Here is a 24,671-nt window from a genome sequence, read left to right as displayed (position 1 = left end):
ACACCCAATCCGCTCGATCCCTTCGGGATGGCGGATTGGGGCTTCGCTCAGGCGCCGCGCGGGCTCATGATCCGCTCGATCCCTTCGGGATGGCGGATTGGGGCTTCGCTCAGGCGCCGCGCGGGCGCGGGATCCGGGCTGCGCTGTGATCAACCGGATCCCGGATCACAGCTTGCCCTTGTCGCGCAGGTCCAGGAGTCGCTGAGCCGCGACGTCTCCGGCCGCCGAGGACAGGGTCCTGCGCTTCCACACCTCCACCAGGGTGGGCTGCGCGAGCGGCGTGCTCGGGTGCAGGACGCTCCTCAGAAGCTGTTGGGCCAAGGTGGATGCGGGCAGTCCGGGGGGCTTCGGCATACGCGCGAGTCAGCGCCTACGTAGTTAATACGTAGTTTGTTTCTGACGTGTCGCGCCCCGCGGGTCGGTCACGGCCGGGTGAGGCCCGACGGCCCGCGCAGGCCGGCCCGCGCCGCCGGCGGGGATCAGCGCGGCGCGGCCGCCGCGGGCGGCGCCTCGCCCCGGCCGATCCGGGCCCGGATGCCCCGGGCGAGCTCGGCCATGTCGAACGGCTTCATGTAGAGCGTGTAGCCCTGCTCCGTCGCGGCCGCCGCCGAGGCGCTGTAGCCGGAGACCAGGATGACCGGCAGCGCCGGCCAGCGCCGGCGCACCTCGTTGGCGAGGGCGAGCCCGTCCATCCCGCCCGGCATCACGAGGTCGCTCACCAGGATGTCGGCGCCGCCCTGCTCCAGCAGGTCCAGGCCCGCCTGCGCCCCGCTCGCCTGAGCGACGCGGAAACCCGCCTCCTCGAGGAAGGCGGCCGTCACCCCGCGCACCTCGTCGTTGTCGTCGACCAGGACGACCCGGTCCGGGGAGCCGACGAGCCGCGCCGCCGGCGTCGCGAGCGTCGGCGTCGCCTCGGACACGGGCTCCCGCGCCAGGGGCAGGTGCAGGGTGATGGTGGTTCCCTGGCCGGCCCGGCTCTCCACATCGGCGAGCCCGCCGCAGGACTTGGCGAAGCCGTAGACCTGGGAGAGGCCGAGCCCCGTGCCCTTGCCGACCTCCTTGGTGGTGAAGAACGGCTCGAACACGTGCGGCAGGGCCTCCTCGGTGATGCCGCTGCCCGTGTCCCTGATCGCGAGCGCCACCCCGTCGCGCCCGGAGCGGTCCGGCAGCGGGACGCGCCGGGTCGTGATCTCCAGGCGTCCCCCGTCCGGCATGGCGTCGCGCGCATTGGCCGCGACGTTGAGCAGCGCCAGGTCGAATTGCAGCGGATCGAGCCTCACCGCGTGCCGTCCGGGCGCGAGGTCGGTCTCGACCGCGATGGGCCCGCTGACCGATTGGCGGATCATCGTGAGGGTGGCGCCCAGCCGCTCGTTGAGGTCGACGACCTCGGTCCGGGTGCCCTGGCCGCGCGAGAAGGCGAGCAATTCGCGGGTGAGATGCGTGCCGCGCTCGGCCGCCTTGCGGATCGCCGTCACGTAGCGCTCCAGGCGGGGCTCCGGGAGGCGGCGGCCGAGCATCTCCAGGTTGCCCAGGATGACCATGAGCAGGTTGTTGAAATCGTGCGCGACCCCGCCCGTCATGCGCCCGAGCGCCTCCATGCGCAGGGCCCGCGCGTGGAGGAGCGCCTCCTGGCGCTGCGCCCGCAGCTCTCGGCGCAGGAGCAGGATGAAGAGGCCGCTCAGCAGGAGGGCGGCCGCGGCCGCCGTGCCGAGGATCCAGGCGGCGTGCCGCTGCGGCGCGGCGTAGAGCGCGAGCGGAATGGCGAGGTGGACGGACCAGCCGGTCCGCTCCGACTTGCGGAAGGCCGTGACCAGCGCTTCGCCGTCGGGGGCGGTCCCCTCGTAGAGCCCGGCCGAGCGCGTCCGGCGCGCCTCGATGGTGGGCTGCATCGCCAGGGCCCCCACCAGCTCCGGCACGCGCGCGCTCGCGGCGATCCGGTTGGCGCCGTCGACGAGGTAGGGGCGCCAGGCGGGATCGAGGCCGGGGCCGGCGAGCAGGGCCGCGAGCCGCTCGACGGACACGACGCCCGTGAGCACGAAGCGGATCCTGCCCTCCCGCAGCACGGGAACCCGGAAGCTGGCGCGGGGCGGCCCGCTGCCCGGCTGACCCGGCCCGGCGACGTCGCCGATGGTGGGCTCGCCGGTCTCGAGCACCCGCCGGTAGCTCGTCTCGTCCACGACCGCCCGCAGGGGCGTCCCGAACGCCGCGCCGGTGCGGACCACCATCTGCCCCCCGGTATCGGCCAGGATGACCCGGTGCCAGAGCGGCAGCTGCGCCTTGAAGCGCTCGGCGAGGGCGTGGAACGCGGCGAGATCGGGCCGGTCGCCGTCGAGCAGCGGCGATTGCGCGAGAACCTTGAGGAGTTCGACCTGCGTCAGCAGCTCCCGCTCCACGGCCCCGAGCATCTGCGCGACGTGGTGGACCGCGCCGGTGCGCATCAGCGTCTGCTGCTGACGCAGGAGGAGGAACGACAGGCCGCCCGCGAGCAGGATCAGCGGCAGGAGCGCGGCGAGGGCGAGTAGGACGAGACCCCGGCGCACGTGCGGCGCTCCCCACGGTCGAATTTACTAGGAGGGAGTACCCCACCGTGGCGGTGACCGTCACGTCCGAACGCGCCGCGCAGGTTGTGACAAAAGGACGAGCCGCGCGGGGGAGGATGCGGCCGGCGCCGCCCGGCCGGGCGGCCGCTCCCGGTGCGTCCGAGCACCGCCGACCCGTGCCATGCCGGCATCATTCGTCCGGCGGGCTCGCGCGCGGCGCGGGCTCCCGCATCAGCCTTTCGAGGACGACGATGATGGCGATCCGGCGGGCCCCCGAGACCCGCGCCGGCGGCGCGGATCGGACCGAGACCGCACCGCACGACGAGGCCCCGCGCCGCGGCGGCGCGCTTCCGCTGGGCGGCCACTCCGCCCGGAGCGTCGCGGACGAGCCGGTCCGCGCCGGCCGGCGGCCCGCCCCTTCGGGAGGCGCGCCGCCCGCCCGGCCTCGGCCGCAGGACCCTCGCCCGCTGCACCGCAGACCCCTGGTCGGGGCCGCCGCGGGCGGACTCGGCGCGCTCGCCGGCATCGTCCTCAACCGGTGGCTCGGGCCGGATCTCGGATGGGACGCGGAGACCCGGATCATCGTCCAGGCGGCGGTGACCGGCCTCGTCGCCGCGCTGGTCCTGTGGCTGGCGGGGCGGGCGACCTCGTGAGCCTTGCCCGCGAGGGCCGACCGGCCCCGGGCAAGGGGCGGCGCGGGTCCGAGGCGGGCCGGCACGCCCGCGCCCGACCCGGCCGCCCGCCGCCGCGGCGTCCCGAGGGGCGGCGCGCCTCCGCGGCGGGTGCGTCCGAGCACGCCGCCCCGCTGCCGCGCATGCGACGACACCCCCGACCTGGAGGGCGAGGCGCCCGTCGCGGATCGAGGAGTTCACGATGATCAAGCTTGCAGCCGCCGCGGCCCTGACCCTCGGGCTGGCCACCGTCGCCCATGCCGGCCTGTCCACGCAGCCGTCCGCCGAGTTTCCCCCGTCGCCCGGAAGCCAGGCCGTGCCCGCCGCGGAGAAGCCGGTGCGTCCCGCGATCCGCCACGCCGAGGTGAGGACCTTCTCCCCCGTGACGCAGACGGATGCGGACCCGCAGCCGGAGAGCGGCAGGCCCGCGCCGCGCGTCATCGACCTGCCCCGGTCCGACGCGCCGAGCCAGGGCGGCTACGTCGCGGCTCCGGCCCGCGCGCCCCAACCCGAGCGCGTGGCGCGGATCAGCCCGGCCTCGGCCGTGCAGGCCCCCGCCGCGACCGAGGCGCCGGCCGTCCGGCCGGAACCCGCCCAAATCGCGCCGCCGCGGCGGGCGGAGCGCGCGGCGCCGGAGGGCCGCCCCGCCGGCTACCGGACCGCCAGCTGGAACGGCGGCCGCGGCGCGACCTGGAAGACCGGGAAGAACGATTACGGCTTCGAGGGCAGCTTCGGCGGCTGCCGCTTCGCCGGGTTCAGCGGTCCGCGCGGCTTCACGCTCGACCGCACCTGCCGCTGACCCGCGGACGGCCCGGGGGAGGGCGCGGCGCAGGTCCGGGCCCCGCCGGCTGGAGCCGGCACCGCCCGCGCAGGCGGAGGCAGGGCGAGGCTCGGCACCAGAATGCACGGCGGTTCCGGATCGGGCGGCGCCCGGACGCGCCCCTCTCGTCGCCACCTGCTCACGGACCGCGGCGTCGCGGCCATGCCGGGCCTCGGCTCCGGCTCCGGCATCCCCTTCCTGCTGGTCTACGGGACCTCAGCATCATTCGCCGAAGCGGTCCCCGGTTTGGCGGCAAAAATGATGCGAAAACACGAGTCTAAGCAGAATTGCGCCATGCGATTCTGCTCAGCCGGCGTGGCTGTCCGAGGCGAGGTTCCCCTCGGCACGCTCGGGCTGATGAGCGAGCCGACCCTGGCCGACAAGGTCAAGTTCGTCTGGGCGCCCTTCCTCGATCAGTGCGACGCGCCGCTGCTCGGCCGCTGGCCGGGGCGGCGGCGCGGCCGGATCATCGCCTCGCAGAGCGGCGTCATGCTCACGCTCGCCGGCGTCGCGTTCGGCGACCCGGCGCATGGCCTGGCCTGGACGGCGGTCTTCCCCCTGGCGCCCGGCTTCGCGGGGCCCGGCAGGATGTCGTCATCGGCGGGTGGCGCATCACCGTCGCGCCCGCCGCGCGGCACTCCCTGATGTCGTCCTCTGATGTCGTCCTCTGATATCGTCCTGGGCCGAGATCGGCTGGCGCCTCGGACCCTTCGCGGCCGGGGCGGGCGCCCTCTCCCTCACCGAGGCGTTCGGCTGGCCGGGATGTCCGGCTGCGTCATCGAGTCCCTGGATTTCACGTGGTCCTTCGTGGGGACATCCTGGATCGGCGCACCGGTCGCGGTGCTGTGCCGGTTCGTGTGGCGGCGGCACGGGCGGACGGAGGCGAGGCCCGCCCCGTGACCGCAGCCCCGATGCGGGCCGCCGGAGCGGCGCGACGCGCCCCCGCGCATCCTGAGCGCCTCGCCGGAAGCGGACGGGCGCGGGGCCTGCCGGGGAGAGGGCGCGCGGTGCCGGCCGCTCCGTCACGGCCCGTCGTCGGGCGCCGCGCGCGGCGAGCGCCAGATCTCGGCGGCCGCGCCGTCCGCGAGGCGGTGGACGGCCAGCACGTGGTCCGCGACGTCCGGAACCCCTCCGGCGACGGTCAGTTCGACCAGCGCGTCGTCCCGGGAGCGGGTCGCCCGCCGCTCGGCGTAGGGGTAGGCGGCGATCCGCATGAACGTGCCCCGCCCGCGCCGCACGGGCCTCATGAAGGCCGCGCCGCTGTTGATGGGGCTGAGCAGGATCCGGTCCCGGTGGGCCGCGACGAGGCTGCGCGTGCAGAGCGTCAGGACCGTCTGCGGCCGTCCCCGGTAGGCCCTCGCATCGAGCAGGTGGCGCAGACGCCTGCGTGAGAGCCAGAAGAACGCCTTGTCGTTGAGGATGCGGTACCAGTCCGCGGGACCGAGGCCGTCGTCCAGGCAGCGCCGCAGGGCCGCATCCGACATCGGCTTCTGGTCGCGCACGACCGCGTCGGGCAGGCCCGCGCGCGCGATCCTCGTCCCCTGCGGGCGACGGCGGGCCTCGAGCGCGTCGCGCGCAGGTCCCGACAGGCCGTAGCGGTCGAGCAGCGCGGATGTGCTGAGGAGGCCCTGCGCCCGGATCGAGGGCCAGGCCCCGTCCTCCGCCATGTGCCACAATCGCGGGTAGATCCGGACGAGTTCGTCCTCCGTCACCTCGGATTCCCTCGCTTCCCCTGGCGCTTCCCCTGGCCGCACGGTGAGCGCCGCCCCGCGCGGGATCGGGCCGCACCCTGCGCGGGCGGGCCGATAACGGCCCGGCGCGGGGCCGGATCCCGCGCGCGACGCGGTCGGGCGCCGAGCGCCGGTGCGGAGCGCGGCGTGGGCGGGGGGAACCGGGCGGGGCGCCGCCGGAGGATGGCCGGCCCCGTCATCCTCGGGGAGGCCCTCCGAAACCGGACGCCCAAAATTAATCCCTGGCCAAATCGTCGCATCCCGCCGCCACGCCTGGACCTGGGCCGCGGCCGCCACAGCTTCTGGACGGGGGCCTGAAGCAGGAGGAACGCCATGCGAATTGTATTGGCAAGTGCAGCCGTGCTCGCGGCGCTGTGCACATCGGGACACGCGCAGGGGAGCGGCGACCCGGCTGCCGGCGAGAAGGCATTCGCAACATGCAAAGCCTGCCACGCATTCGGAAAAAACGGTGTCGGCCCCAACCTGACCGGCGTCGTCGGGCGCAAGTCGGCATCCGTCGAGGGATACAGTTACTCGGCGGCTTTGAAAGGCTCAGGCATTACCTGGGATGAGGCCAATCTGCACGAATGGCTGAAGAACCCCAAGGCGAAAGTCCCTGGAACGAAGATGATCTTCGCCGGCTACCCGGACGACAAGAAGGTCGATGACGTGATTGCCTATTTGAAGCAGCACACCCAGTAATTCGCCGTCGCGTTCTTCGACGTCCGGCGGCTCGCGCATGTCGCTTCGGCCTCTGCGAGCCGCTTCGCGGGTCGGGCGGGTCGCCCCTCGCCGGGGCCGCGTCGGTGCGCTTGGAACCCCGCGGCTTGGAACCCCGCGGCTTGGAACCCCGCGGGCGGCCCGGTGTTGCGTGACACACGCGAAGGGGCTGCAAGGTGCTACGGGAGGCAGACGAGAGGAGGAGGCTGCCATGAAGCGCTCAGTCGAAGCCGTCGCCCGGTGCCGCGTCCTGCGCGAACTGGACCGTCGCCTCGCGGAGCAGAATGCCGCCCGCGCCGCGACCTCGGACGCCGACCCGCACACCAAGTGATCCGAGGCCGCTCCGCGGCCGGCGGCGCATCCCCGCGGCCAGGTCTCGCCGGCCTCAGGCGCGGCGCGGCTCGAGCGCGATCCAGAAGCCGGCGGTGCGGGTCAGGGTCAGATTCACCGCGCGGGCGAGATTGCCCAACGAGGCGACCGGCTCGAACAGGTTGAACACGCCCGTCGCGCGCCGCGACGCCGCGTCCGGGTGAAGCCGGATGATCCCGGCGAAGTAGGGCCGGATCTCGTCGACGATGGCCGCGACCGTCTCCTCGCGCAGGACCGCGAAGCCGGACGTCCAGGACGAGGCCGCATCGGCGTCGACCGCGCTCCGGCGCACCTCGCCCTCGGCGACGGTGATGCGCTCGCCCGACGCGACGGAGAATCTCCGGTGGTCCTCGCCCCACAGCGTGCCGTCGCCGCGCAGGCTCGCGAAGCGGAACGCCCCGGCGGCCCGCTCGATCACGAAGGCGCCGGCGAGCGCCTCGATCCGGAACGGGCCGGCCTCCACCACGAAGGGCCGCGCGTCGCGCGGCTGGATGTCGAGCAGGATCTTGCCCCGCAGGAAGCTCAGCGCCCGCGTCTCGGCAGCGGCTCCCAGGTTGAGCGCCGAGCGGGGCGCCATCACGACCTCGGCATCCTGCCCGAGACGGAAGCGCGCGTGGGCCGCCGTCCGGGTGAAGCGGTCGGTGAGCAGGTCTTCCAGGGGCACGAAGCGCTCCAGCGCGACCGCGCCGCCGGCGGCGAGGGCCGTCAGCCCCGCCACGACGTTCCGACGGTCGCGCCGCGGCGGCGCCCCCATCCGCGCCACCGTGCCCCGCGGCAGCCCGGAGCGCGCGACGATCCCGAAGGGTTGCAGATTCCCGGCCATGCGTCCCCAGGCCTCGGCATTGGCCGGGCTGGCGCCGTACCAGACCTCGAAATCCCGCCGCTGGCGCTCGCTCAAGCCACCGGAGGTCATGGCGACCATCCATTTGATTGCGGCCCGGCCGCTCTCGTCTATCCCATTCTCGTCGTCGTCCGATTGTCGTGAGCGAGCAGGATTCATCGCCTCAACTTTCCATCCTGGCGCTGTAGACGGCCGAGAAACCCTGCGTCATGCACTTGCTGACCGCACTCATCGAGACGTTGAGTTCCTTGGCGATCTCACGGTTCGACATACCATCGATCTGGCTCAGAAGGAACGCCGTGCGCGCCCGCGGCGACAATTTCGCCAGCACTGCGTCGATCTTCTGCAAGGCCTGCACGAGGATGAGCCTCTCCTCGGGCGAGACGTCCAGCGCCTCGGGCATGGCGGCGAGCGCGTCCTCGTAGGCGATCTGAAGCCGCTTGCGCCGCCGCGCCTCGAAGATGATGCGCTTGGCGATCGTGGTCATCATGGCGCGCGGCTCGCGCACGCTCGCCACGTTCGGCAGCGCCATCAGGGACACGAAGACGTCGGAGACGATGTCCTCCGGTGCCGCACCGGCGCCTGATCGCGGGAGAGGGCGGGGCCGTCGAGGGTGCGCTTCCCGATCCAGATGACGGGGCGCAGCGCCCCCGAGGCGGTCACGGCCCGGTCGCCGACCGCCAACATCTCCACCGGGACGTCGCCCCGCGCCGTCCGGATCCTCGTCCCGGTCACGAAGCAGAGCGGGTAGGCGGCGTGGTCGACCTGGACGGTGGCGCCGGGGTCGTAGGTGTTGTTCGTGTAGAGGAAGTAGATCGTCCCCTTCTTGCCCTTGGCGGTTCCGATCAGGCCCTGCTGGCTGGTCTGTCCGAAATAGGTTCTCGGCGCCGAGCTGCCGTCGACGACGCCGGCCGTGAAGACGTCGTTCTGCACATCGCCGATCTGCGTGGTGTCGTCCGTCTTGCCGGCATCCGGCGTGTCCCTGACGACGAAATTCTTGGTAATTCCTCCGTACCGCCCGATGGTGAATTGATCGGATGTCGCGGTCTTGTAGATGAAATAGCAGTGCGAGAAGTATTGTGCCGGGCTCGGATCGGAAGACATGGCGACAACCCTGGTTGAGGAAGGGGATGGTGTGATGGACCTGGCGTGCCGCGGCCGGGATGCCGGGCCGTCACGCCCGAGGGGCCGGGGGTTCGCGCGCCCGCGATTCGCTCAGGCCGGAGGTGCTGGCAGGCCGGAGGTGCTGGAGCCGCCCGCTCCGTCCCGCACCGGCGATCGGCCCCGGCGGCCGGGAGGCGCCGCCATTCGCCTCGCGCCGCGTCGTCGCTCACCCCCGGGCATCGTCGCGCACCTCGCTTCTGCCGCTCGTCAAGTCTGTGGGACGAGGCGCCGAGTCTCACATCCCGATGCCGCGCATTTTTTTCGGCGCATTGCCGGCGCGCGGCGCGGAGCCCGGAGCCCGGCACGCCGCGTCCGCATGTCGCTGCAAATTTTCGCCTCTCGTTGGACACGCAGGGTGACGCAACGGCAGATCCCGCAGGGGTCCGGACGGGGGCACGAGATGACAGGTCTCACGGCGGAGCAGGACGACGAACTCACCTTCATGACCGGCGTCGACCGCGCCGGCGTCATCGCCGCGACCGTGCGCGAGTCAGCGGCGCACGTCACCGACCGGCACGTGGAACTGGACGCGCACGACCCGCGGCCGGCCGAGGGGCCGGCCGTCGAGGCCGAGCGCCGGCGCCCCGACGCGGTCTTCGCCCACGCCGCCCGCTGAGTGCCTTCCGGAGTCGTACTGGCCATGACGAACGCTCTGTACCGTCGCGACGCGCTCAGCCTCGAACGGATGTCCGACTTCTGCGCCCGTCTCCTGGGCCTGCTCGCCAGGAAGGCCGGAGGATCCCGTTGGCTCGGGCAGAGCGTGGAATTCGATCCGGACTTCTACAGCCGGCTCTATCCGGACCTGCGCCATCTCCGGGACGCCAAGGCGCTGCTGTCGCACTACCTCGTGCACGGGCGCAAGGAGCGGCGCTTCCCGACCCGGACCGCCTATCTCGCCCATCTTTTCACCAAGCACGGGGACCTGCCTGAGGGCTTCGACCCGACGATCTACCGCGACCTGAACCAGGACCTCGCGGCCCTGCTCCAGGAGGATTGGGAATACGCGGCGCATTACGTCCAGTTCGGGCGCGTGGAGCGGCGCCGGTTCCGGCGGGAATCCGAGCGCGGCGACGAGGCCGCCTGGCCCTCCCTGGTCTGCGCCGAGGTCGACGACGCGCTCGTCGCGGCGCATCTGCGCCGGCACGACCTGATGCCCGGGCGCTGGCAGCAGCGCTTCGATCTCGCGCAGTTCATCTTCCTGAACGCGGACTGGATCGGGGCCGCTCCGGCGACCCGCATCCAGGGCATGCTGCTCTTCGCCGAGCAGGGCGTCGACCGGCTCGCCCCCCTCAACATCGAGGACGCGTTCGACCCGGCCTTCTACCGGGCGAACCATCCGGTGGCGGCCAGTCTCGGCGATGCCGACCTCTACCGTCACTGGCTGCGCGAGGGGGTCGAGCTGGGCTTCGCCCCGAACGAGCGCGCCTGCACCGCCGCCCTGATCGGCCAGGGCGCGTTCCCGTCGTGCTTCGATGCCGAGGCCTACCGCGCGACCCAGGCCGGCCTGGCCGACCTGACCCGCACCCAGCTTCTCGCCCACTGGCTCGACCACGGGCTCCCGGGAGGGTGCCTCGACGTGATCCGCGGGCCCGACGCGCCGTCCTTCCTGGCCCAGGTCGGCTTTCGCGCACTCCTGCGCCACCAGGGCAGCGTCGCGCTTCGCGCCTACGACGAGGCCATCGCCCGCGGCGGTCCGAGCTCCGCCCGCCTGCACGGCCGCGCCGAGGCGGCCCGCGCGCTCGGCCAGGACGCGGCCGCCACGGGCGACTACGTCGCCGCCGCGAGGGAGCCCGCCAGCAGCCTGTGGAGCCACATCCACGCCGCCGAGGGACTCGCCGCCGGCGATCTGCCGGCGGCCCTCGCCCAGATCCGCGCCTCCTCGCCCCGGTGGAGCCGCGACGCGCGCTGGCGCGACACCGCCAGGAAACTCCTCGACCAGAGCTTCACCGCCCATCGCGAGGTCGCCCGCGCGGCCTACCGCCAGGGCCTGCGGGCGCAGGGCGACGCGATCCTCGACGACGCCCTGAACCAGCTCGCCCTCGACCTGCCCCTCGTGCTGCCGCTCCCGGCCCCGCTCCCGCCGGTCCCCGGCGGCGCGATCGTCATGCTGGCCAATCTCGACCTGCCGCAATGCGTCCATTACCGCGTCGAGCAGCGCCGGCAGCAGCTGGAGCGCGGGGGCTGGACCGTCCGGGTCTTCGGGCAGAACGAGACCGAGGCCTTCCGCCAGGCCCTGCCCGGGGCGAGCGCCGCGATCTTCTACCGGGTGGCCGCCTTTCCCGACATCCTCCACGCGATCCTCACCGCGCGGGCCCTCGGCCTGCGCACCTTCTACGACGTGGACGACCTGATCTTCGACGCGGCGAGCTATCCGGATCCCTTCGAGAGCTTCGAGGGGCAGATCACCCGGGAGGACTACGCCGAGCTGCAGGCCGGCGTGCCTCTGTTCCGGTTCGCCATGTCCCAGTGCGACGAGGGCCTCGCCGCGACGCCCGCCCTGGCGGAGGCGATGGCCCCGATCCTGCGCCAGCAGCGCTGCCACCTGATGCGCAACGGCCTGGACGCGCGCAACGACCACTTCCTCGATCAGCCGGACCCGCCGCTCGCGGAGCCCGGCGACACCGTGACGATCTTCTACGGCTCCGGCACCAAGGCGCACAACCGCGACTTCAACGACCTGATCGGACCGGCCCTGCTCGCGATCCTGCAACGCCACCCGCAGGTCCGCCTCCTGATCGCCGGCCACCTGAAGCTCGGCCCGGCGCTGAGAGCCTGCGCGCACCAGATCCAGACGATGGGCTTCACGGCCGAGGTGGGCGATTACTGGGAGATCCTCTCGGGCGTCGACATAAACGTCGCGGTCCTGCAACCGGGCCGGGTGGCGGACGCCAAGAGCGAGATCAAGTGGCTGGAGGCCGCGACCTGCGGCATCCCGTCCGTGGTGAGCGGCACGCGCACCTACCGGGAGATCCTCGTCGACGGGGAGGACGCGCTCCTCGCCTCCACCCCGGAGGAGTGGACGCGCGCGCTGGAGCGCCTGGTCGGGGATCCGGGGCTCCGCCGCCGGATCGGGCTCGCGGCGCGGGAGAAGGCGCGGCAGCTCGACGCGTCGGCGCGGGCGCTCGCGGACATCCTGCCCCCGCCCCGCCCCTCCGCCCCGATTCCGGCCGCGGTGAGGAAGCCGCTCATCCTCGTCTCCAACGTGTTCTTCCCGCCCCAGACGATCGGCGGCGCCACCCGGGTGGTGCGCGACAATCTCGACCACTTCCTGGATCGCGCGGGCGACCGCTTCGACTTCGCGGTCGTGGCGAGCGACGAGGGCGTCGCGCCGGAGGGCCGGATGCGCATCGACGCCTACCGGGGCATGCCGGTCGTCCGCATCTCGACACCGATCGAGGCCGACATGGATTGGCGGCCGTTCAATCCGACGGTCGGGAGCGTCTTCGCGGCCGCCCTCGACCGGTTGCAGCCGGACCTCGTCCACTTCCACTGCGTACAGCGGCTGACCGCCTCGGCCGTCGAGGCGGTCCAGGCGCGCGGCCTGCCGCACCTCGTGACCGTGCATGACGGCTGGTGGATCTCGGACCACCAGTTCCTGCTCGACCGCGACGGGAGGGTGGTGCGGACGCGCGCGGACACCTTGCAGGCCTCGGCGGAGGGGCCCCGCGACGCGGCGGCGCGGATCGTGCGGCGCCGCCGCCTCGCCCGCCTCCTCCAGGGGGCCGACCGGATCCTGGCCGTGTCGGAGAGCTTCGCGCAGATCTACCGGGACGCGGGCTTCGCGCGGACGATCAGCGTGCCGAACGGCCTGTCGCCCGGCACGGTCCGGCGGCGCGCGGCGGGGAAGGGGCCGCGCGTGCGCCTCGGCCACGTGGGGGGCCGCGAGGCGCACAAGGGCGCGTGGCTGATCGAGGCGGTCCTGCGCACCAAGGCGTTCCGCAACCTGAGCCTCACCCTGGTCGATCTCGCCCAGGAGCGGGACCACGTGCGGCACGACGTGTGGGGCACGACGCCGGTCCGGATCGTGGGTCCGGTGCCGCAGGAGGAGATCGCGGCGCTCTACGGCGAACTCGACGTCCTGCTGGTGCCCTCGCTCTGGCCGGAGAGCTTCGGCCTCGTGGCGCGCGAGGCGCAGGCCTTCGGACTCTGGGTGGTGGCGAGCGACCGGGGCGCGGTGGGCAAGGACATCGTGCCGGGCGTCGACGGATTCGTCATCGACGTGGCGTCACCCCGCGACCTGCGGGCGATCCTGGCGGAGATCGATCAGGACCCGGCGCGCTTCCAGGTTCCGCCTCCCGAGGGCCGGGCCGTCCGCACTGCGGCCGATCAGGGCGACGACCTGCTGCGTCTCTACGGCGAGATTCTCGGCGAGCGCCGTCCCGGGCCGCCGCTGCGGCCGGCCCCCGACGCGGAGGAACCCGCATGCGCCCCGAGGGCGCCGGCCGGGACGGGCGGGGCGTGGCTCCCCCGGGTCTGCGCGTCGGCGGCGACGGCGTCGGCCGCCCGCGCGGGCGCCTGACGGAAGCCCGCGCGGGAACCCTGCCGGGCTCACGCAGGCGAGCCCTGCCGGGCTCACGCAGGCGAGCCCTGCCGGGCTCGCCCAGGCGAGCCCTGCCGGGCTCGCCCAGGATGGTCCCTACTCGATCACCTCGACGATCCGGTGGGTGTGCGGGTCCACCAGGACCGGCTGGTCGTTGACGACCGTGTAGCGGTAGCCGGGCCGCACATGGTACTCGGCCGGCACGTCGTAGTAGGTCACGCCCGAGGAGGGCAGCACGGCCCCGACGCGGACGTCCTCCCTGTACCGGTACGAGGGCAGGTGCCGCTCGCGCACGTAGGAGCGGAAGCGCGGACGGTCGTCCACGCCGAGGATGCCGCCGACCGTGCCGGTCGCGGCCCCCACCGCCCCGCCGACGATGCCGCCCACCGGGCCGGCCGCGGCCGCGCCCGCCTCGGCACCCTCCTGCGCCCCGCGCAGGGTTCCCTGGGCCTGGGCCGCCAGCGGCAGCCCGAGGGTGGCCGCCGCGACGGCGGCCAGAAGCAGTTTGCTGGTCATGATGCGTCCTCTCGACAAATCCGGCAGTTCAGCGCGGCGCGATCAGCAGCCTTCCTTGTGGACGGTCTTGGAGTTGCCCATACCGTCCTCCTTGTGGACGGTCTTGGAGCCGCAATCGACGCTGCCGGTGGTGACCTCGCGGTGCTCGACCACGCCCTCGCGGTGCTCGACGGCGACGCCCGGGGCCCGGTCGCGATGGATCACGGTGGTCTCCTCGGCCATGGCCGAGCCGGAGAGGCCCGCCAGGACAGTGGCCGCCAGGGTCGCGACGAAGACGGTGCGCATGCGTCATGCTCCTCAGTTCAGAACTGCGCCATAAACGCCCGTTTCAGCGCACAGGTTCCGGCATCTCGCCCGCGGTATCTCGTTTAACCGCGACTTAAGTTGAGGAATGATCTATTTAATCTGGCTTGCCTGGCCCAGGTTCGGCGGGAATGAGCTGTCGGACACGCATGCCCTGAGCAATAGTCCCTCCTGCACTGTGAGGCGGGGCAGGTTCTCCTGGGGCGCACGGAAGGCCACGCCGGCTGCGAAGGGGCCGGCGGACGGGGTGAGCGCGTGCGGTCCCGGAAATGCCGGTGCCGGGCGGACCGTTCCATCAGCCCCGCCGGACGGAGCCCGCGTCGCGCTGCGCAGGCCGCCGGCGCGCCGACCGGGTCCCCCGGCCCTGCTCCGCCACGCGGATCATCTGCTCGGCCCGGTCGAGCGACATGCCGCGCGGGTCGCACCCGCCCAGCGGCAGGTCCAGGTGCGTGTAGGAGAGCACGAACGCGTCGGGCTTGGCGCCCCGCAGCTTCGCGACGCTGATCCCGATGCGGCGCGCACGGGTCCGCAGGCGGCCGAGCCGCCGCTTGTCGGTGGTGTCGGACGAGGACGCGATGACGATGCTTCCGTGCTCGGCGGATTTCGGGAGGCGGCGAGGGGAGGCGCGGCCCGGCGCGGCGCGCCTCACGGCCCGGCCGCGCGACCGGGCCGTCCCGCCTCGTAGCCCAGCGCCTGCGCGAGGGCGGCGCGCGCGCGATTGACCCGGCTCTTCGCCGTCCCGACCTGGCAGTTCATCAGCTCCGCGGCGGCCTCGTAGGTCATGCCGTGCATGGCGACCAGCAGCAGGGCCTCGCGCTGCGCGGCCGGCAGCCTGCCGAGCTCCGCCCAGACCTCGCGCAGCTCGACACCGTCCTCCTGGGCCGGGAGGGAGACCAGCTGCGCGGCGGCGGCGCCGTCCGCATCCTCGACCTCGCGGCGCCGCCGCCGGCCGTTCGTGTAGAACTGGTTGCGCAGGATCGTGAACAGCCACGCCTTGAGGTTCGTCCCGACCTCGAAGCGGTGCTGGTTCTGCCAGGCGCGCAGCATCGTCTCCTGCACAAGGTCGTCGGCCTGGATCACGTTGGCCGTCAGCGACAGGGCGAAGCCGCGCAAGGCCGGCAGCGCCGCCAGCAGATCGTCGCGGAAGCGGGAGACGACGGCCGGCTGCCCCGCCAGGGCCGCCTCCAGGCGCGCGATCGCCTCGCGCACCTCCGAGGGGTGCGGCGCGCTGACGAAGGCCGCGTAGGCGGTTCGCAGCTGCCGGCCGAGATGGTCGCGCAGGAAGGGCGCGAGCTGCGGCCGGCGATCGGCCGCCGCGGGCTCCCGGGCCGCCGGCTCCCGATGCGAGAGCGGCGCGCACGCGAGGACGGGCGTCGGCGCGTGCCGCGCGCTCGCCGTGGTTCGGACCAGTCTCGATGTTCTGTGCAACACGCTGCGACACCCGCCTTCGAGAGTTCATTCACGGTCTTGCCCGCGGTCTCGGAACACGGCCGGACGAACGCCGCGCGGGCCTCCCGGGCGGGGCAGAGCCCCGAACGCGCGGGGATCCGCCTGCAACCATGGCCGCCCCTCGGCGCCCGCGCCCGTTCCCGCGCCGCCTCCCCGGCGGACGACCCCGCCCGCCGGGAGCATACAGCGAAGGAAAGTTACAATTTCACTGTACACCCCCGGGGCCCGGAGGGTCAACCCGTCGCGGCCGGCCCCGGGCTCCCGCGGCCGCGTCAGTGGAAATTCGGGTGGACCGGCACCGCGTCGTGATGAGCGATGCCCACGAGCCCGACCTCCGCGTGCGCGGCCCCGTCGTGGGCCGGCCCGGCCGGCGCCGCCGGGACCGGGTGCGGATTGCCCGGAGCGAAGACGAGGGTGCCATCCGCCCCGATCTCGGCCTGCAGGCCGGAGGGCGCGCTCGGCGCCGGGGCATGCCCCGCCTGCGCGGCCGCGGACCCCACCGCCGGGCTCGCCGCGCCGGCAGCCGGCGGCGGGGGCGAGCCCGCGGGTTCGGGCGCGACGGCGGGATGCCCGGGATCCGGCGCGGCCTGCGCCGCACCGGCGGGGGGCGAGGCCGCATCGGCCCCGGGGGCGTGCGCGGCGTGGCGGTCCGCGGCGGGGGCCTCTCCTCCCGCGGCGCCGTCGACCGGGCTCCGATCCGACGGGGCGCTGCCGGCCGCTTCGTGGCCCGCCAGCGGCGTCGCGGCGTCGGGTCTCGCGGCGCTCGGGGCCGACAGGGTCTCCGCGCCGGTCCCGGGAGCGGCCCGGCCGTGGCCGAGCGGATCGATGACCTGCTCCGGTGCGCCCTCGGCGTGGCCACGATCCGAGACGGCATTCTCCGCGCCCGAATGGCTCGCCGCCGTCGACCCGGCCTCGGCGCCCGCCCCGCCCGGGGCGGCCCCCGGATCGCGCGCCTGCGGGCCCGGATAGCCGGGAGCGACGGTCGCCCCCGGCGCGGGATGCGCCTCGGCGCCCGCGGGCCCGGGTCCCGCCGGGACCGGGGGCGTATCCGGCGCCGCGGGGTGACCGCCAGGAAGCCCGCCGCCCTGGCCGGCGCTCTCGGTCGGCTCGGCGGCCGGGACGGCGGGGCCGGCCGCGTCGCTCGCGCCCGCCGCCCAGATCTCGCCGCTCGCCGCGGGCGGCACGGCCGGCGCGGTGACCGGAGCGGTGCCGGGACCGGCCGGGCCCGCGTGATCGGGGCGGATCCCATCCCGATCCTGCCCGGAGGCGGCATCGTCCGTCGGCGCGTAACCTGCCGCCGTCGGAACCGCCGGGACGATGCGGGACGCGTCGCTGCTGCCTCCCGGCACCGCGGCCACCGCGCCGTCGCCGTGTCCCGAGGGCTCGGCCCGGGCCGCGCCGATCTCCGGGGACGCGGCCGCCGCGCCCGGCCCGCGCGCCGTCCCCGGGTGGTCCGGGTCGATGGCCGTGCCCGCGATCGCACCGGCCGCCGAGGCGGGGCCGGCCCCGTGTCCTTCTCCCACCGTGACCGGCACCCGGGCCGCGTGACCGCTCCCGTGATCCGAATCCTGCGCGGCCGGGGCGTCGGCGCGCGCGCCGTGCGGCGCGTCGGCCCCGGGAGCCCGGTCGGTGCCGGCCGCATCCGGGCCGGACCGGTCGGGCCGGACCTCCGCGCGCTCGGCCTGCGCATCATCGCCCCGGCCCGGGCCGCGGGCGGCGTCGCTCGCCGCCTCGCGGACGGGGCCGGCGTGGGCGCCGGCGCGCTCGGCGGCGCCGTGGCCCGCCCCGTCGCCCGGCGCGTCATCCGCCTTCGGGCCGGACGACTCCGAGGCCCGGCTGCCGGTGGCGCCGCCCTCGCCCGCGCCGTGTGCGGCGCCCCGGCCCTCGCTCTCGCCCGGCGCGGCATGGTCCGCCCCCGCGCGGCTCGCGGCCGGGCCGGCCTCGGCGGCGCCCTCCTGGCGCGACGGCGGCGCGAGCGCCCTCGCGGCGCCGGTTTCGCCCCGGCCCGCCTCCGCGGCGGCCTCGGTCGCGGCCGGGACGGGCGCCGCGGCGTGAGCGGCCTTGGCGCCCGGATCGGCGCCAGGAGCAGCCGAGGTGGCGGCCGAGGCGTCGGCCTGCACCGTCTCGCTCGCGTGGTCCGCGGCGCCCGGCGCCGTCCCGGACGGGTGGCCGCCGGACGCGGATTCGGCCGTGGCGGGAGAGCCGGCCGCCTGGGCGCCCGCCTGCTGCCCCGCCTCGTTGGGCCGGGCGCCGGCCGCCTTCTCGGTGAGCGGCGTCCGCGAGAGGTCGGGTCCCTCGCCGGGATCGGGCCGGGCCGGGTGGACCGGGCCGGCCGGCGCCGCCCCGCCGCGCCCGGCCCCGTCGAGGTCCTGAGCATTGCCGCCGCGGGAGAGCGGGGGCGCGGCCGGCGCGGAGGCGTCCGTGGCGCGCGGGCTGCCCGAGGAGGGAACCGCCGGCAGCGCCGCGTCCCCGTGCCAGGAGGCGCCGTCCGCCGCGCTCGCGGCGCTCGTCGGCGCGAGGTCCGTCTCCGGCCGCGGGCCGGCCTCGTCGGGCGCGGCGTCCACGGCGAACAGCATCGCGGTGGTCACGATCGCGGCGACGTGCCGGCGGTGATCGTCGTGCTGCGATTGGGCCTCGCCCGCGCCTCCCGCCTCCGCCGAGCGGGGCGGCGCGACCGGTCCCGGCCGGCCGGCGGCCGCCGGCCCGGGCAGCGGCTCGACCGGGGCGAGTTCGGAGGCGGCGGCGTCGTCCTCGGACAGCAGGAAGGCCGCGGCCGCGACGATGGCCGCCAGCAGGGCGGCCGGGTGAACCACGAGCGTCGTGCCGCCCTGGCCCTGCGGGATGGGCAGCAGCGCCGGGTAGCGGACCGCGATCTGGTTGAGCAGGGCGCGGAAGTCGGGACCCTGCATCGGCTGGTCCAGCACCGCGCTTCCGACCACGTAGCGCCCGTCGATGCGGGCGAAGTGCATGATCACGTCGCCGTCCGCCCGGCAGAAGACGAACCACGGGTCGGCCTCGTCGCTCAGGCCCTGATCGCTGGTGATCCGCATCCCGGCCCGGACCAGGGCGGCCTCGACCCGGTAGAACTCGGCCAGCTCCTGCTGGGACCAATCCCCGCGCGTCGTCGGCGCGGGCCGGAAGAAGGAGATGACAGCACCCATTTCGCCCTCACTCCGCACAGAAGCGCGGGGCCGGAGCGGGGCATCCCCGAGGCCCCCGGCGCGCGCACCCGTCCCGTCCGGACCTACGCAGCATGGCCCGCGCGATCCTGCCGACTCTCTCGTTCCCGCATCATGGTCCGCCACCGCACCGGCGACCGTCTCGGCGAGTGATGCTCAGCGCTCATGGAAGGCACGTCCCATCGCGTCGAAGAGGGGTGAGACCATGTAGTCGAGGGCCGTCCGCTCCCCGGCCGAGAGGACGATCTCCGCGGGAAGTCCGGCCAGGAGGCGGTCCCTGACGTCGCCCGGCACGTCGTGCTCGTCGATCTCGACGATCCCGGCGAAGTAGGGCTGCTTGGTCGCCTCGTCGATCAGCCGGTCGCGCGACACCGTCCTGAGCGTCCCGAAGATCGCCGGGGTCCGGCGCGTCTGGAAGGTGGGCAGCTTGACCTCGGCCCGCATCCCGGCATGGACGGCCTCCAGATCCTGCGGCGAGAACTGCACGCTGATCACCAGCCGGTCGCGCGTCGGGACGATCTCCATCAGCGGCTCGCCGGGGCGGACGACCTGCCCGATCGTGTAGACCTTGAGGCCCTGGATGACGCCGCCGTGCGGGGCGCGCACCTCGTGCCGCCGCAGCACGTCCTGGGCGACGAGCAGCTTCTCGCGCAGTTCGGAGATCTTCTGGCGGGTCTCCAGGAGCTGGGCGGTGACGGATTCCTGGCGCCTCTGCTCGATCTGGGTGACCTGCATGCCGGCCTCGCCGATGGCGTTCTCGGCCTTGGCCGTCTCCGCCACCGAGCGCCCGATCACGCCCTGGAGCCGGGTGCGTTCCCGCTCCATCATCAGGAGCCGCGAGAGCGGGATGAGGTTCTTGTCGCGCAGGCTGCGCAGGCCGCCGAGCTCCTCGTCGATGTAGCGGACCTGCGCCTCGACCGAGGCCCTCTCGGCCGCCAGCCCCTCCATCTCGACCCTCAGCTGCCGCACGCGCGCCGCGATGAGGTCGAGCTGGGCGCGCATCGACTTGCGGCGCTCCGCGAGCTGGCTGCGCTGGTCGCCGATCGCCCGGGCGATCGGCGCCTCGTGGCGCCGCGCGACGATGTCGGGCGGCAGGTCGAGGTCGGCCGCCCCGTCCTGCTCGGCCCGCAGGCGGGCCTCGAGGATCAGGGCGGCGTCGAGCTGGGTGCGGAACAGGTCGGCGCTCGCCCGCGACTGCAGCGGGTCGAGGCGCAGGAGGACGTCGCCCTCCCGCACGCTCTGGCCGTCCTTCACCAGCACGTCGAGGACCATGCCGCCCTCGAAATGCTGGACCACCTTGCGGCTCGTCTCCGCCACGACGACGCCCGGGCTGATGACCGCGCGGTCCAGCCGGACCCGCGCGGCCCAGCCGCCGACGACCCCGAAGGTCAGCGCGATCAGGGCGTAGCCCGCGACGGCGTAGAGCCGCCAATTCGTCATCTCGGCCGGCCGCGCCAGACCGGCCCCCGCCTCGGGGCGCGGGGCGACGGGCCGGGGCGATCCGGGGACGGGCAGGAAGCGGGCGGTCCCGGTGGTCATCGCTCAGCCCGTCGCGGCGCGGGGCCGCTCCTGCAATCGGCGGTCGACGACGCCGTCCCCGATCGCCGCCGGCGCGGAGGCGGGAAGCGGCCGCCCGCCCGTGAGCTGCGCCAGGATCGGCTCCGCCGCGCCGAAGGCCTGGACGCGGCCCTCGTTCATCACCAGCACCTGATCGGCACCGGCCAGGATGCCGAGCTTGTGGGTGATCAGGATCACCGTGGCGCCGTGGCGCTTGAGGTCCGCCACGGCCTGGATCAGGGCCGCCTCGCCGGCCTGATCGAGGCTCGCATTCGGCTCGTCGAGCACGACGAGGCTGGGCGCGCCGTACATGGCCCGGGCGAGGGCGATGCGCTGGCGCTGCCCGCCCGACAGCCCGTGCCCTCCCGGGCCGATCCGGGTGTTGTAGCCGTCCGGGAGCGCCTGGATCAGCGCGTGGCAGCCGGCCCTGCGCGCCACCTCGACGATCGCCCCCTCGTCCTCGACGGCGAAGCGCGCGATGGTCTCGGCCACGGTGCCGTCGAGGAGCTCGACGTCCTGGGGCAGGTAGCCGAGGTAGCGGCCGAGGGCCTGCGGGTCCCAGTGCCCGATCTCGGCGCCGTCGATCCGCACCGTGCCGCCGAGAAGCGGCCACACCCCGGTCAGGGCGCGGGCGAGCGTCGATTTCCCCGAGGCGCTGGGTCCGACGATCCCGACGACGCTCCCGGCCTCGATCCGCACGCTGACGCCGCGCAGGATCGGCGCCGCCCCGCCGGGCGCCGCCACCGAGGCGTTCTCGATCTCGACCTCGCCGCGGGGCCGCGGCAGGCTCATCCGCCGCGGCTCCGCCCCGGCCGCCGAGACCAGGTCCGCCAGCCGGCGGTAGCTCGCCCGGGCCGCGGTGACGCCCTTCCAGTGGGCGACGATCGCCTCGATCGGGGCCAGGGCGCGGCCGATGATGATCGAGGCGGCGATCATCGACCCGGCCGAGATCTCCCGGCGGATGGCGAGGTAGGCGCCGAGGCCGAGCACCATCGTCTGCAGCAGCATGCGGACGTACTTCGTCGCGGCGACGATGAGGCCGGCCCGGTCGCTGGCGCGGGCCTGCAGCATCAGCACGTCCTGGTGGGGGGCGCGCCAGAGTTCGCGCACGGCCGCGACCATGCCCATGGCGTGCAGCACCTCGGCGTTGCGGGCGCTGGCGCGGGCCTGCTGCGCGGCCGCGTGCGAGGCCCGGTTCGCCGCGTCGAGCAGCCGGCGGGTGGCGACCTCGTTGACGAGCGTCAGGGCCAGGATCGCCGAGCCGCCCGCCAGGGCCATCCATCCGAACCAGGGATGCAGGGCGAAGCAGGCGAGCAGGAAGATCGGGGTCCAGGGCGCGTCGCAGAACGCCAGGAGGCCGCTGCCGGTCAGGAATTCGCGCAGGACGTCGAGGTCGCGCAGGGCCGCGTCCTGCCCGCTCCCGGGCCTGCGCAGGATGCTGCGATGCACCGCGTCGTAGATCGGGGTCGCGATCGCCTGATCGAAGATCACTCCGCCGCGCACCAGGATGCGCGCGCGGAGCATCTCGAGGCACGAATAGACCGCGAGCGCGAAGGCGGCGATCAGGCTGACGCCGACCAGCGTCGCCTCGCTGCGGCTCGACAACACCCTGTCGTAGATCTGCAGCATGTACAGGGGTGTGACGAACAGCAGGATGTTGATGAAGAAACTGAAGACGAACGCGGTCGCCAGGACCGGACGCAGGGAGCGCAGGCCGCTCTGCAGGACGGACGTCGCCCGGTCACTCGTCATACCGAAATCCCGCCAAGGAGGCGCCGAGGCGCGGAACGATGGGCATCAGCGGAGCGGCCGCGGTCGGTCCGACCCGGTCCGCGGCAGCCGACCCGGGACTCGGGAGCCAACGATCGGCCGGGGGGTTTGTTTCGGGTCCGGGTCTCGCGTGCAGGTCTCGCGTCCGGGTCTCTTGTCCAGGTCTCGTGTCCAGGTCTCGTGGCGCCCCCCCAGGTCGCTGACCGACGGCGTGCGTCGCGCCCCGATCACGCGATGATAGGGCAAGTTGTATTTATTCCAAGTGCGCGGGACGCGGGTACCCCTCGGGGCCGGCGCGGCGCCGCCCGGAGGACCGCCGGACGGACCGCCGCAAGGACCGTCAAGGCGCCCGGGCGGGATCGCCCTGGACACCGCCGGCCGGACAGGGGTATATGAATGTCACTGTACAGGCGGGGCGCTCGCAGGTGAGGCCCGCAGGAAGGCATCCACCGTGTATGCTCACCATCAGCGTCTGGACTCCGAGGAGGTCCAGGAACTGCGCCGGGAAGGCGGCCGCTACCTCAAGGAGCTGAGGGAGGCGCGCGGCCTCTCGCAGCGGCAGCTCGCGGCGCTGGTCGGTGCCGAGTACTACACCTTCATCTCCCAGCTGGAGACCGGCCGGGGCCGCATCCCCCCGGACCGCTACCGGGCCTGGGCCGAGGCGCTGGAGGTCGACGTCCGGCACTTCGTGCGGTCCTTGATGCGGTTCTACGACCCGATGACGCACGACATCCTGTTCGGGGCGGAGGCGCCGCGGCCCTGAGGCGGCCGCGGCCGTCGGGGGAGCCGGCCGGGGTCAGCGCTCCGCGCGCGCGGCCGCCTCCGCCAGGACCGCCGCGAGCGCGTCCGCCATGGCGGTGTCGTCGCCGGCCATCCCGTCCATCGCCGCCATGCGGGCGACCGCCGTCGCGGCGATCCGCTCCTCGACCGTGTCCTCGGCGTAGGCGTAGTAGATCACCGCGTGCTGGCCGTCGCGGTGGCAGCGTCCCTCGATCTGCTGCAGCTGGATCGCGCTGTGGCGCATGTCGTGCACCACGAGCGCGCGCGGGCGCTCGCCGCCGGGCAGTTCGTGCCGGTGCAGCGAGATCGATTCCGTGACCGTGAACACGAGAGCGTCGAGCAGGCCGCGCTGGAAGTCGAGCCGGGTCGCCTCGTTCGCCTCGGCCGGGCGCTCCCCGTTGATCTCGCCGACCCGCCAGCGCTGCCCGCGCAGGGTCTCGGCGAGCAGGGCCGACGTCTCCAGGAAGGCGACCGAGAGGGCGACCTGCTCGCCGGCCTCCAGCAGGTCGCCCGCGAAGGCGGCGGTGCCCGCGACCCGCAGCAGGCTCGCCTTCTGGCGGAAGCGCAGGTCCGCCGCCCAGCCCGCCGGGCGCCGCGTCGCGCCGCCGAGGAGCCCGAACGCGCGCCGGAACTCGCGCCAGGACGCGTCGTAGAGGCGGCGCTCCTCCGGGCCGAGCGCAGTCGGGGCGAGTTCGCGCTGCGCCTCCGGCCAGCCCGCGATGTCCGCCGGGCGGCGGCGCAGGCCGATCGCGTCGCGGCCCCGGTAGAGCAGGTCGGCCATCACGGCGCGGTCGCGCGGGTTCGGCGTCCAGCTCCAGTTCGTCCAGCGCCCCCTGGCGCGCCCGATCCCGAGCGCGCGCATCAGGGCGCGGAAATCGGCCAGGGACGCCACCTCCCGGCCCGCCGCCCGCCCGAGCAGGCGCCCGAGATAGAACAGCTCGTGCGGCGCCTGCCCGGCCGTGGCGCTCATGTAGATCGCGAACGCCGCCTGGTCGGCGAGCTGGCGGCAGGCCATGCTCTGCTGGGCGTAGGGGTTGCGCAGCCGGTGGGCCTCGTCGAACACCACCAGCGGCCAGGCCCGCTTGGGGCGCCCCTCGCGGGCGAGTTCGTTGTTGCGGGCGCGGGTCGAGCGCCGGGTGCTGTCCGGCGGCGGCAGGAACAGCGACTTGGTGCGCTCGTAGTTGATCAGCGTCACGCTCTTGGCGGGCAGGCCGCTGCCCGCGATGGTGCGGCGCCATTGCGGCAGGCCGCCCTTGGGGCAGACGATCAGGATCTCGCGCTCGGGCATGGCGGCCAGGGCGGACCACGCGGTCAGCGTCTTGCCGAGGCCGGTCATGTCGCCGAGGAGGAAGCCCGGGCGGCCCGCGGCGCGGTGGGCCAGGATCGCGTCGCGCCCCTCGCGCTGGTGCGGGCGGGGCACGAACAGGGGAGGGGGATCGGCTGACATCGCGTCGGGGCGGGGGCTCTCGCCCGCGGCGGGCTGCGATGGGCGGCGCGAGCGGCCCCGGACGGGGCATCCCGGCTCACCGCGGTGAGCGCTCCCTGGGCCACGCGGCGCGGCTTGAGGCAAGCCGAAAGGGCGCGGCCCGTGGACGCGCGGGGCCGCCGCGGCGCGCAAGGCGCGGCCCCGATCCCGCCGCGGGACGAACGGGCGAGGGCGGCCGGGAGGCGTCATACGCCATCCGGTCGATGGCTTCGCCATCTCCCGTTTCGCCCATGCGG

Annotated in this window: 21 protein-coding genes; 7 read left to right on the top strand and 14 right to left on the bottom strand. The window is 74.5% G+C overall.

All coding sequences use genetic code 11. The annotated features are described in order from the left end of the window. Positions 1 to 165 precede the first annotated feature (165 nt). A complete protein-coding gene (locus M446_RS38020) occupies positions 166 to 321 on the bottom strand; it encodes a hypothetical protein (protein ID WP_020493667.1) in 156 nt (51 codons plus the stop codon). Positions 322 to 479: 158 nt separating this feature from the next. Next, entirely contained in the window at positions 480 to 2,540 is a 2,061-nt protein-coding gene (locus M446_RS06115) for an ATP-binding protein (RefSeq protein ID WP_012331227.1), read from the bottom strand. 251 nt (positions 2,541 to 2,791) lie between these two features. On the opposite strand from M446_RS06115, the gene M446_RS06110 reads away from it, so the two are divergent. From M446_RS06110 to M446_RS36820, 3 genes are all read left to right on the top strand, one after another. Next, positions 2,792 to 3,193, top strand: a complete 402-nt coding sequence (locus M446_RS06110; protein ID WP_018262301.1) for a hypothetical protein — start codon at positions 2,792 to 2,794, stop codon at positions 3,191 to 3,193. Positions 3,194 to 3,413: 220 nt separating this feature from the next. Continuing rightward, the gene (locus M446_RS06105; RefSeq protein ID WP_012331225.1) at positions 3,414 to 4,010 is read left to right on the top strand and encodes a hypothetical protein; all 597 of its coding nucleotides are present in this window, start codon (positions 3,414 to 3,416) and stop codon (positions 4,008 to 4,010) included. Between the two features lie 183 nt (positions 4,011 to 4,193). Then, the gene (locus tag M446_RS36820; RefSeq protein ID WP_150108590.1) at positions 4,194 to 4,676 is read left to right on the top strand and encodes an AmpG family muropeptide MFS transporter; all 483 of its coding nucleotides are present in this window, start codon (positions 4,194 to 4,196) and stop codon (positions 4,674 to 4,676) included. 377 nt (positions 4,677 to 5,053) lie between these two features. Here the strand turns inward: M446_RS36820 and M446_RS06095 are convergent, their stop codons facing one another. Continuing rightward, a complete protein-coding gene (locus tag M446_RS06095) occupies positions 5,054 to 5,743 on the bottom strand; it encodes a DUF7002 family protein (RefSeq protein ID WP_012331224.1) in 690 nt (229 codons plus the stop codon). 351 nt (positions 5,744 to 6,094) lie between these two features. On the opposite strand from M446_RS06095, the gene M446_RS06090 reads away from it, so the two are divergent. After that, on the top strand, positions 6,095 to 6,463 hold the full coding sequence (locus tag M446_RS06090; protein WP_012331223.1) for a c-type cytochrome: 369 nt from the start codon (positions 6,095 to 6,097) through the stop codon (positions 6,461 to 6,463). A gap of 403 nt (positions 6,464 to 6,866) precedes the next feature. On the opposite strand, the gene M446_RS06085 is transcribed toward M446_RS06090, so the two are convergent. Genes M446_RS06085 through M446_RS39455 form a run of 3 tightly spaced genes read right to left on the bottom strand, consistent with a single transcriptional unit; the run spans position 6,867 to position 8,795 of the window. Beyond that, complete coding sequence (locus M446_RS06085) at positions 6,867 to 7,850, bottom strand: FecR family protein (protein WP_012331221.1); 984 nt, start codon at positions 7,848 to 7,850, stop codon at positions 6,867 to 6,869. A 4-nt stretch (positions 7,851 to 7,854) separates the two neighbouring features. After that, complete coding sequence (locus M446_RS38540; RefSeq protein ID WP_043702111.1) at positions 7,855 to 8,223, bottom strand: sigma-70 family RNA polymerase sigma factor; 369 nt, start codon at positions 8,221 to 8,223, stop codon at positions 7,855 to 7,857. After that, complete coding sequence (locus tag M446_RS39455) at positions 8,223 to 8,795, bottom strand: Hint domain-containing protein (protein WP_012331220.1); 573 nt, start codon at positions 8,793 to 8,795, stop codon at positions 8,223 to 8,225. The genes M446_RS38540 and M446_RS39455 overlap by 1 nt, the downstream gene beginning before the upstream one ends. A 460-nt stretch (positions 8,796 to 9,255) precedes the next feature. On the opposite strand from M446_RS39455, the gene M446_RS06070 reads away from it, so the two are divergent. Both M446_RS06070 and M446_RS06065 read left to right on the top strand, forming a co-directional pair. Further along, positions 9,256 to 9,471 (top strand): hypothetical protein, encoded by a 216-nt coding sequence (locus tag M446_RS06070; protein WP_012331219.1) that lies wholly within the window; start codon positions 9,256 to 9,258, stop codon positions 9,469 to 9,471. Between the two features lie 24 nt (positions 9,472 to 9,495). Beyond that, positions 9,496 to 13,374, top strand: a complete 3,879-nt coding sequence (locus M446_RS06065) for a glycosyltransferase (RefSeq protein ID WP_012331218.1) — start codon at positions 9,496 to 9,498, stop codon at positions 13,372 to 13,374. Between the two features lie 117 nt (positions 13,375 to 13,491). On the opposite strand, the gene M446_RS06060 is transcribed toward M446_RS06065, so the two are convergent. From M446_RS06060 to M446_RS06030, 7 genes are all read right to left on the bottom strand, one after another. After that, a complete protein-coding gene (locus M446_RS06060) occupies positions 13,492 to 13,911 on the bottom strand; it encodes a DUF1236 domain-containing protein (protein ID WP_012331217.1) in 420 nt (139 codons plus the stop codon). A 42-nt stretch (positions 13,912 to 13,953) separates the two neighbouring features. Beyond that, positions 13,954 to 14,196 (bottom strand): hypothetical protein, encoded by a 243-nt coding sequence (locus M446_RS06055; RefSeq protein WP_012331216.1) that lies wholly within the window; start codon positions 14,194 to 14,196, stop codon positions 13,954 to 13,956. Positions 14,197 to 14,509: 313 nt separating this feature from the next. Further along, a complete protein-coding gene (locus M446_RS06050) occupies positions 14,510 to 14,863 on the bottom strand; it encodes a hypothetical protein (RefSeq protein WP_012331215.1) in 354 nt (117 codons plus the stop codon). Beyond that, positions 14,860 to 15,642, bottom strand: coding sequence for a sigma-70 family RNA polymerase sigma factor (locus M446_RS06045; protein ID WP_012331214.1), 783 nt, complete (start codon positions 15,640 to 15,642; stop codon positions 14,860 to 14,862). The genes M446_RS06050 and M446_RS06045 overlap by 4 nt, the downstream gene beginning before the upstream one ends. 293 nt (positions 15,643 to 15,935) lie before the next feature. Further along, positions 15,936 to 18,824, bottom strand: a complete 2,889-nt coding sequence (locus M446_RS06040; RefSeq protein ID WP_012331213.1) for a hypothetical protein — start codon at positions 18,822 to 18,824, stop codon at positions 15,936 to 15,938. Positions 18,825 to 18,998: 174 nt separating this feature from the next. Beyond that, the gene (locus M446_RS06035; protein WP_012331212.1) at positions 18,999 to 20,381 is read right to left on the bottom strand and encodes an HlyD family type I secretion periplasmic adaptor subunit; all 1,383 of its coding nucleotides are present in this window, start codon (positions 20,379 to 20,381) and stop codon (positions 18,999 to 19,001) included. 3 nt (positions 20,382 to 20,384) lie between these two features. Continuing rightward, positions 20,385 to 22,151, bottom strand: a complete 1,767-nt coding sequence (locus tag M446_RS06030; protein WP_012331211.1) for a type I secretion system permease/ATPase — start codon at positions 22,149 to 22,151, stop codon at positions 20,385 to 20,387. A 469-nt stretch (positions 22,152 to 22,620) separates the two neighbouring features. Between M446_RS06030 and M446_RS06025 the strand changes: the two genes are divergently transcribed. Then, positions 22,621 to 22,932, top strand: coding sequence for a helix-turn-helix domain-containing protein (locus M446_RS06025; protein WP_012331210.1), 312 nt, complete (start codon positions 22,621 to 22,623; stop codon positions 22,930 to 22,932). 33 nt (positions 22,933 to 22,965) lie between these two features. Here M446_RS06025 and M446_RS06020 read toward each other — a convergent pair whose 3' ends face one another. Then, positions 22,966 to 24,396 carry a DEAD/DEAH box helicase family protein gene (locus tag M446_RS06020; protein ID WP_012331209.1) on the bottom strand — a complete coding sequence of 477 codons (1,431 nt, stop codon included), beginning with the start codon at positions 24,394 to 24,396 and terminating at the stop codon, positions 22,966 to 22,968. Positions 24,397 to 24,671: the final 275 nt, after the last annotated feature.

Source organism: Methylobacterium sp. 4-46, from assembly GCF_000019365.1.
Taxonomy (GTDB): Bacteria; Pseudomonadota; Alphaproteobacteria; order Rhizobiales; family Beijerinckiaceae; genus Methylobacterium.
This window is presented reverse-complemented; position numbering and strand designations above follow the sequence as displayed.